General features: G+C 72.4%; 7 protein-coding genes and 2 pseudogenes. 5 read left to right on the top strand and 4 right to left on the bottom strand.

Annotated features, from left to right (window positions below; translation table 11 throughout):
* Window positions 1-228 precede the first annotated feature (228 nt).
* A pseudogene (locus E1265_RS40455) lies at window positions 229-573 on the top strand (GNAT family N-acetyltransferase); the annotation flags it as partial.
* Window positions 574-621: 48 nt separating this feature from the next.
* On the opposite strand, the gene E1265_RS29180 reads toward E1265_RS40455, so the two are convergent.
* From E1265_RS29180 to E1265_RS40450, 4 genes and pseudogenes are all read right to left on the bottom strand, one after another.
* Window positions 622-2,997 carry a GMC family oxidoreductase gene (locus tag E1265_RS29180; protein ID WP_207931257.1) on the bottom strand — a complete coding sequence of 792 codons (2,376 nt, stop codon included), beginning with the start codon at window positions 2,995-2,997 and terminating at the stop codon, window positions 622-624.
* Between the two features lie 32 nt (window positions 2,998-3,029).
* A complete protein-coding gene (locus E1265_RS29175; RefSeq protein ID WP_207931256.1) occupies window positions 3,030-4,058 on the bottom strand; it encodes an alpha/beta fold hydrolase in 1,029 nt (342 codons plus the stop codon).
* A gap of 328 nt (window positions 4,059-4,386) precedes the next feature.
* A pseudogene (locus tag E1265_RS29170) lies at window positions 4,387-5,698 on the bottom strand (MFS transporter).
* Window positions 5,699-6,045: 347 nt separating this feature from the next.
* On the bottom strand, window positions 6,046-6,174 hold the full coding sequence (locus E1265_RS40450; protein WP_279571472.1) for a hypothetical protein: 129 nt from the start codon (window positions 6,172-6,174) through the stop codon (window positions 6,046-6,048).
* Between E1265_RS40450 and E1265_RS39785 the strand changes: the two genes are divergently transcribed.
* The 4 genes from E1265_RS39785 (at window position 6,131) to E1265_RS29155 (ending at window position 8,503) form a co-directional block, all read left to right on the top strand.
* Window positions 6,131-6,379 (top strand): NAD(P)H-dependent oxidoreductase, encoded by a 249-nt coding sequence (locus E1265_RS39785; RefSeq protein WP_243741194.1) that lies wholly within the window; start codon window positions 6,131-6,133, stop codon window positions 6,377-6,379. The two genes, E1265_RS40450 and E1265_RS39785, sit on opposite strands and share 44 nt — an antisense overlap.
* Window positions 6,265-6,513 (top strand): hypothetical protein, encoded by a 249-nt coding sequence (locus tag E1265_RS39780; protein WP_243741195.1) that lies wholly within the window; start codon window positions 6,265-6,267, stop codon window positions 6,511-6,513. The genes E1265_RS39785 and E1265_RS39780 overlap by 115 nt, the downstream gene beginning before the upstream one ends.
* A 145-nt stretch (window positions 6,514-6,658) precedes the next feature.
* Window positions 6,659-7,567 carry a Rieske 2Fe-2S domain-containing protein gene (locus tag E1265_RS29160; protein WP_243741193.1) on the top strand — a complete coding sequence of 303 codons (909 nt, stop codon included), beginning with the start codon at window positions 6,659-6,661 and terminating at the stop codon, window positions 7,565-7,567.
* 69 nt (window positions 7,568-7,636) lie between these two features.
* Window positions 7,637-8,503: a GNAT family N-acetyltransferase gene (locus E1265_RS29155; RefSeq protein ID WP_132933993.1), complete on the top strand. Its 867-nt coding sequence runs from the start codon at window positions 7,637-7,639 to the stop codon at window positions 8,501-8,503.
* Window positions 8,504-8,649 lie beyond the last annotated feature (146 nt).

Here is an 8,649-nt window from a genome sequence, read left to right as displayed (position 1 = left end):
GTCCCTCACGTGCGTTTCTCCTGAGAGTAGACGCGGCGTGTGTGGACCGGAACACACGTACGGCACGAGAAGTTCCGCGTGCCGCCATTCGGATCGGTAGTCGGCCCGGATCGCCCGCGGGTTCCACGAGGTGACGCCTTGGCCGAACCCGCCCGGACGCATTTCGGCGGCGCGGCTTGTTGCACACTGTTGGCAACAACGGCCTTCTGTGCCCCACCCCGGAAGGGGTTCGCGGGCCGGCTGCCGGCGGACATCCGCCGACCGGGATTCACCGCCGCCGACCTCGGCCCGGACCGCACCGCGGACTGGCTGTGCGGCGCCCGCGAGGTCGACGAACTGGCCGTCCGCACCACCGCCCGCGGGACCGACCTCGCCGCCGACCTCCTGCGGGCCGTGACCGCCGACGCCCCCGAAGGCCGCGCCTGGCTGCTCACCTCGCTCCGCTCGCCCCGAGCCGTCGCCTTCCACCGCCGCCGGGGCTGGGTCCAGGCCACCCACCCGGCCCCCGACGGCCACGGCATCGCGGTCTTCCTCGGCCGGCGCCACCCCGCCAGATCCCTCGTCAGCCGCCCCCGGCAGCCCTCCCGCGCCTCGCCTCGCGGCCTTCTCGCCGGGCCGTGGTCAGGTTCGCTTCCGGCCGCGCCAAGGAGTCCGCGGCGCGTAGAGGTGCCACAGCCGGCCGAGGATGAACCGGCCGAAGCGGTCGAGCGCGGCCGCGTCGCGCGGTCCGGTGGTCCGGAAGGTCGTCAACTGCCGCAGGAACTCGGTGAGCGGGATGCTCAGCCGCCCCGCACCGACCACCGTGGCCGACTGTTCCCCCGGACCTCGGACGTGGCCGTCGAACAGCCGGAAGGGGAGGACCGTCGTCTCCGGCCAGAGACTCAGCGGGGTTTCGCCCGTCAGCTCCTTGCGTCCGGTGAGGGCGCGGGGGCGGTTCTCGGCGTCGGTGAAGTGCAGCCGGTACGTGAGAGCTCGGCCTTCTGGCCCGTCGTTCGGGGAGAACATGTGGCGCGTGCCCCGCAGGATCGGCCGTCGCCCGCCGAGGCTTGGCGCGTCGATCCAGCCGTCGATTCCGGCCCGGTGACCGGGTTCGTCCAGGAAGTCGTCCACGTCGACAATCGTGACCGTGAGCCGTGCCGAGATGCGCTGCGCCGGGGAGGCGTACTCCTCGGTCGCACTCGCCGCGCCCGGATGCCGTGCCCCGGGTTGGTAGGAACCACGCATGCGCTCGGTGAAGGTGAGGGAGGTGGACTCGCGGTACGTGGTGGCCGTGGGCGGCAGGTGCGCCGACCGCCCGGCCGGCGTGGCGGAGCGGTGCTCCAGCAGGTGGGTGCACATCCGGTCGGCCAACGCGGCGATGGTGAGCGAGGGGTTGGTGCCCACCGGTCCGGGGAGCGCCGCGCCGTCCGCCACGTAGAGTCCGGGGTGGCCGTGGACCTCGCCGTACGGGTCGCACACCCCGTCCGCGGCGTGGTGTGCCATGGGCGCGCCGCCGACGGGGTGGACGGACACGACGCGCTTTCGGTACCACAGCGGGTTGTCGATGTGGCGGGCCTCCAGGACGTCGGCCACCTGCCGCATGGTGTCGCGCAGCCGGTCGAAGTACGCGGCGCTCGCGGCCGGGCTCCAGTCGGCGTCCAGCCGACCGTCGCGCAGCCGGAGCACGCCGTTCGGGGTGTCCCGGCCCATGCCGAGCAGCGGGAAGGAGGTGCTGGAGAGCAGCCCCTGCCCGACCAGTTCCGAGACCGCCCGGGACAGGTGGGTCTCCGGCGCGCGGGCGGCGTTCGCGAGGATCCGCCCCAGCGCGAAACGCATGCCCCGGGAGAGTTGCTGAGGGAGGTGGGCGCCTTCCGCGAGCCAGTCGACGAAGCCGGGGTACCCGCCGTCCTCGAGGTATCCGCCGCGCCCGGTCTCACCCGGGGTGTCGAGTGCGGTGTCGAGTGCGTCGGGCAGTCGGATCGCGGCCGTGATCACCGGACCCCGGCTGGGCTCCAGAGGCCGCGGGCGGCCGTCGCGTCCGGCCCTGACCAGGATGGCGAGCAGATCTCCGTTGGTCGAGAACCGGGTGCCGAGGGCCGGGCTCAGGCCGGGGAGAAACCTGCGGGAACGCAGCAACAGGGCGGAGGTGCCATAGGTACCGGCGGCCAGCACCAGCCGGTCGCAGCCAATGGTCCGGGTCGCCGGAGGCCCGCGGTGCCCGTCCCGTCGATCCGCGTGGTTCGGGGCGTGCCGCAGGTAGTCAACCGCGTATCCGCCGCCCGAGAGGGGGCGGATGGCCCGCACCTCGTGGTGGGCGCGCAGGTCGGCGCCGTGGTGTCGGGCGGCGGAGAGATAGGTGTGGTCGAGACTGTTCTTCGCCCCGTCGTTGCAGCCGAGGTTGCACTCGCCGCACAGCCGGCAGGTCCTGCGGCCCGTGCCGTGCAGATTGCCGTACGCCGGCCCGCTGATCGGGAGCCCCGGTTCTGGGTCGGCGCCGGGCTCGGGCGCGAAGCTGACGGCGAGCGGCGGCAGTTGGAAGTCCAAGCCGAGCATGCCCGCGGCCTCCCGCATCGCGTGTGTCTTGGGCGTTCGCGTGTAGGGGGGACGGTCCAGCGGATAGGGCGTGGCGCCGAGCATGCGCTCCACCGCGTCGTAGTGGGGGTCCAGATCGGCGCGACTCACCGGCCACGACTCGTACCCGCCGCTCGGCAGCGGCTGCTCGTCGACGAACCAGTGCTCGTCCTTGCGCAGCAGCACGTTGGCGTAGACGAGGGAGCCGCCGCCGAGGCCGCTGGCCACCACGGAGTCGAACCTGCGGAAGCTGCGCACGTCGAAGAGGCCGTAGAGGCCCGCTGCCGGGTCCCAGAAGGCGCGGCCCAGCTCCGCCGGGGTACGGGCGAAGGAACCGGGCGGATAGGGCCGGCCGCGCTCCAACAGCACCACGGAAAGGCCGGCCTCGGCCAGCCGGTACGCCGTCACGGAGCCGCCGAAACCGGAGCCGACGACCACGGCGTCCACGTGCTCGGGTGGGGGCGTCGTGGTCCGGCATGTCAGTTCGCCCGCCGTTTCAGGAAGTCGAGCATCACCGGGAACACGTCCCGGTGCGCGTCCTTGCCCCAGAAGGGGTCGACGTAGCCGTAGCCGGGCAGCACCGCCAACTCGTACAGGTCGGGGGCGTACCGCGAGAGGAGCCGGTGGCAGGCGACGTTCGCGTCCCTGAAGACGTTGTTGTGGGCGCCGGTCAGGAACAGGACCGGTGTGCTCTGCCGCGCCGCGTCGACCAGGTAGTCGTCCGGCAGGTCGGCGTGCCGCCGGTCGCCCGCGTCGTACTTCACGGCGCGGCCGGCCCTGACCATCTTCCGGATGTGCCGGTAGTAGTGCACTCCGACCGGGCCGAGCAGGTCGGCGACGCGGTCATGGGTGGCCGGTGTCAGGTTGGCGTGGCTGAACAGCGCCGGCCAACCGGTGCCCCACATGAAACTCACCATGTGGCAGGCCGGGTTGTCGCACTCCTGGTGGGCGAGCGACACCAGCCGGGACAGCAACCGTCCCCGACTGAATCGCGAGGCGGCAGCCATCTGCGGATCGACGGCGGTCAGTCCCAGACCGAGCTCGAGAACCTCGGGGGCGAGGTCCAGCTTCCAGCGCGACCACCTCGGCACCCGGACGACCAGCGCCACGCTCTGGCAGGTCACGCTGGCCACCCCGGTCACGGCCCCGCCGTACAGGCTCATCATGAACGAGGTCGAGCCGACGCAGTGCGCGATGACGTGGATCCGCCGCCGCCCCACGTGCCGGCGCACCTCCGCCAGCGCGGCCGGGTAGTCGTAGTGGGCGACGTCGTCGAGGGTGTGCTGGCCCGGCTCCGTGTTGTACGGGAACCGGTTGCTCATCCGTGAGTCGAGTGCCCACACGTCCTCGAGTCCGTTGTCGAGGAGGTAGCGGGCCAGGTTGTAGTGCTCGGGCATGACGAACATGTCGCTGGACGCGGTCAGCCCGTGCACGAGCAGGACGATGTCCTCGGCCTTGGCCCGCCAGAACCGGGTCAGCCCCAGCCTCAGGCCGAGGTCACGTCGCACCCGTTCACGACGGACGATTCGGCTTCGGGCACGCCTTTGAGCGTGTACCTGGGAATGCTGCGTTCCATAGGAACTCCGACGTGGTCGACTTCCAGGCGAGGGACGTGGGCGTGGCCCTGCCGGCCGGGCGCGAGCGCGTCACCCAGGGCACGGACCCGAGTCGACGTTCAGCGCGCCGCCGACGACTCCCGCCGCTCATGGTCCACGGCGCCCGCGAGCCGGTACATGGCAGCACGTGCCAAGCCCTTGGCAGCCAGCGCCAACCCGACGGGCGCAAGGCAGGGCCGCGCCCGACCGGACCGCCAGACGGGCGCGGCCCTGCCCGAACTCACCGGAGCGTGTCCTCCAGCACCGCGGCGGACAGGGAGATCCGCCAGGCGACGACCCCGGCTGCGGCGAGTCCGACGATGGCCAGGAAGCTGCTGGCGAGGAACGGGTCGGCGCCGTCCAGGGTGGGAACGAACCCGACGCCGACGTAGAGCGTGACACCGGCGGAACCGCCCAGCTGGTCGGCGGCTCGCTGAACGCCGGAGGCGATGCCCGCCTCGTCCTCGGTCACTCCGGTCACGGCGACGTACCGCAGCCCGACGATCCCGAACCCCATCCCGGCCGCGACGAGCATCGTGGCGGAACCATCGCCAGACCGGTGGCCCCGAGAGCGGAGACCAGGGCGATGACCGCCATCGCCAGCGTGGTGAAGCCGATGCCGGCCAGGACACAGGCCCGGGCACCCCACCGTCCGAGCAGCCCTGGCACCAGCACCGAGGCCAGGATCAGGGACACCGCCAGGGGCAGCATCGTCAGACCGGCCCGAAGCGGTCCGGCGCTCGACCGATCCTGCAGGTAGTAGGTGAAGAGCAGGAACGAGGTGGACAGGGCCGCGCTCAGCAGAGCGGTGGCGAGGTTGGCCAGGACGCGCGGCCGGTTGCGGAGGAACCGCGGCGGCACGAGTGGTTCCGTGCACGGCGCTCGACCCTGACGAACAGGGCGCCGGCCACCACCGCGCCGACGAGCGCCACCGGCGGCAGCCAGGGCGGCGTGCCGTCCGCTTCTTCCGCCCCTCGACGACGCCGAGGGTGAACAACAGCGGAGCCGCGACCAGCAGGAGCGCACCGGGAAGGTCCAGCTGTGTCGGCTCGGCAGGCTGTTGACTCGGCATGAGAACGGCTGTGGCGGCGAGCACGACCAGGATGAACGGCACGGAACCAGGAAGATCCACCGCCAGCCGAGCAGCTGGGTGATGATCCCGGAGACCAGGAACCCGAGGACGAGGCCACAGCTCGCGACGGCCGCCCACACGCTCAGCGCCCGCGACCTGCGCGGCCCCTCGGGGAACATGAGCACGATCACGGCCATCGCCGCCGGAAGCGCGATCGCCTCCCCGGCGCCCTGCAACAGCCTCGGGCCGTCACCAGCACGGCGAAGGACGGCGCGAGCCCGGCCAGCAGGGACGCGGCACCGAAGAGCGTCGTGCCGAGCAGGGGGATGCGGCGCCTGCCGAGCACATCGCCCAGCCGGCCGCCGAGCATCAGCAGCCCACCACCGGTGATCGTGTGCCCGACCACGACCCAGGTCAGGGCGTGACCGTCGACCCCGAAGTCGGCGCCGATCGAGGGCAGGGCGACACTGACCACGGTCACGTCAACCGCGACGAAGAACTACAGCATGCCCGTGCAGCACAGCACCAGCCACGCACGCACCGGGGATGATCCGTCCCGGGGCGAGAAGAGAATGCCTGAGAACACCGAGTGCTCCGTTGCCCAGAAGAATCCGAGCAGCACGAACGTGCCGCTCCGGTCCAACCACGGAGCGGCGGAACGTTCAACGGAAGTCAGACGAACGCCCCGCCGCTAGCGGAGCGTCCTCGTCACCGCGGCACAAGGAGCCGCGCTCGAAGCACCAGACACGGCGCTGATGCTATCCGAGCCGACGGCACGTGATCCCTTGGCCTCATGGCCCACCACCCTGGCTGGCGGCAGGGTTGCCGTCAGCGAACCAGGCGCTCGATCAGCGTCTGCCAGGCGTCGCCGAGGAAGCCGGTGGTCTCCGCTGGGTGCGGCCTGGCCGAGGAGGTGCAGAACGCCGACGCCGCGATCCTGGCCGTCCCGCTGTACAACTACGGTGCCTCCCAGCACTTCAAGACCTGGGTGGACCTCGTCATCACCGGCGCCGGCCCCAACACCCCGCTGCTGAAGGGCACCCCACCGTGCTGGTCACCGCCCTGGGCGGCGGCTACGGACCCGGCACCCCGCGGGAGGGCTGGGACCACTCCACTCCCTACCTGGAGCGGGTCCTGGCCGACATCTGGCAGGCCGAGCTGACCGTCATCAAACGCGAACTCACCCTCGCCGCCACCACCCCCGGGATGGAGGGCCTGCGGGACCTCGCCCAGCAGCAGCACTCCGAGGCGCTCGTCGCCGCCCGCGACGCCGTCCGGGTACTCGCCGGCGGCTGATGACCGCCCCCTCCCCGAGTCGGCCGCGGCAGCACTCGACGCCGGTGGGTGGGCGTTGGTCTCCGCCGCGCCGTTTGCTTTCCGCACCGGGGGGAACTCGGCGGCAATGGCCGTTTCCCGAGGTTCACTGTTCCACGGTTCCCAGATGTTCGGCGGGTTTCTCCGCGGCCTGGTGACCAGTCCCCAGGGCCCGGGCCCGGTGCTGTCCGCCATGGACCGGATCGAGGGCTCGCGCCGTGCCGACGCGGTGATCCCCCCGCTGCGCGACGCGGTGCGCGCCATGCCGGCCGGATTCCGGGACGCCCTGCACGGCACCTGGCTCGGTCACCCCACGCACCCCGCCATGGTCCAGATCCCGATCGGCACCTGGACGTCGGCGGCGATCCTCGACCTGCTGCCGGGACGCCGGCGCGCCGCCGGCCTGCTGGTCGCGGCCGGGCTGACCGCGGCGGTCCCGGCCGCGCTCGCCGGCCTGGCCGACTGGGCGGAGCTGCGCAAACCGCAGATGCGCGTCGGCCTGCTGCACGCCGCGACCAACACCGCCGCCGTCGCCATGTACATAGCATCCCTGTCCGCCCGGCTGCGGGGCCGCCGGGTGGCGGGCCGCGGCTGGGGGTACGCCGGGTTGGCCACCGTCAGCCTGGGGGGCGCCCTGGGCGGGCACCTCGCCTACCGTCAGGCCGCCGGCGTGAACCACGCCGACCAGGTCGTCGCCGCGCTGGAGCCCGGCTGGCACCCCCTCGGCACCCTCGACGACTTCCCGATCGGCACCCCGGTCACCGCCACCGTGCGGGACGTTCCGGTCCTGGTGTTCCGGGAGACGGCCGACACCCTGCGGGTGCTCGCCGACCGGTGCAGCCACATGGGCGGCCCGCTGTCCGAGGGGGAGATCGCCGAGGGCTGTGTACGGTGCCCGTGGCACGGCAGCACCTTCCGGCTGACCGACGGCTGGAACGTCACCGGGCCGGCGACGGCCCCGCAGCCGGCCTTCGAGACCCGGGTCGTGGACGGGCGGGTCGAGACCAGGCTGCCTGCCGAGGAGAAGGAGACGTGACAGCGTCCCTCCCCGCGGTGCGCCAAAACCGGGTGCGGGCTCTCGGCTCGGTGATGTGCGATCGGGGGCATGACGATCGTGTTGGGCACGCCGGAAGCCGACGGGTTGAACGAGGCTGTGGGCGTGCTGCGGGAGTGGCAGTACGACGGGGCGCCGTGGCAGCTTCACCCGGGGGACCTGGGCTGGTTCTGGCGGTTCGGCGCGGAGGCGACGGCCGCGGCGGTCAGGACCTGGAGCCGGGACGGGCGGATTCTCGCCGTCGGACTGCTGGACGGCCCCCACCTGTTGCGTGTGACCTTCGCGCCGGACGTCCAGCGAGACGAGGAACTGGCGCGGCGGCTGGTTGATGACGTGACCGAGCCGGAGCGCGGCGTGCTTCCGGTGGGGAAGGCGTACGTCGAGGCGCCGGTGGGCGCACTGGTCCAGGATCTGCTGTCCGGGGCCGGCTGGAGCACCGACGAGCCGTGGACGCCGCTGCGCCGCGACCTCGCGGATCCGGTGCGGGACCCGGGCGTGCGGATCGAGGCGGTCGGGCCGAAGCGGGCACCGGTGTGGACCGCCGTACTGCGGGCGTCGTTCGACGGGGCGACGTTCACCGACGAGCGCTGGCACGCCATGGCGGCAGGATCGCCGTACGCCGACGCCCGGTGTCTGGTGGCGTACGACGACCAGGACAAGGCGGTGGCGGTGGTGACGGTGTGGTCGGCCGGTCCTGGGAAGCCGGGGCTGCTGGAGCCGATGGGCGTACATCGGGAGCATCGCGGGCACGGCCACGGCAGGGCGATCACCGCCGCCGCGGCGGCCGCGCTCCAGGAGCTGGGCTCGTCGAGCGCGATCGTGTACACCCCGAGCTCCAACGTCGGCGCCGTCGCCACCTACGAGTCGGCCGGCTTCCAGCGACTCCCCGAGATCCGCGACCGCCGCCGGGACGCCTAGATGAATGAGTCCAAGGGGTTGGCCTGCGGGCATGATGCGAGGGTGTCCAATGTCGGCGTGTGAAGACAGATGTGGACACCCTCGCGACAGCACTCTATGCCCGTATCGATGATGGGTTGAAGGCTTCGCCATGGTTGGCTCCGGCA

This window comes from Streptomyces sp. 8K308 (genome assembly GCF_004348315.1).
GTDB lineage: Bacteria > Actinomycetota > Actinomycetes > Streptomycetales > Streptomycetaceae > Streptomyces.
This window is presented reverse-complemented; position numbering and strand designations above follow the sequence as displayed.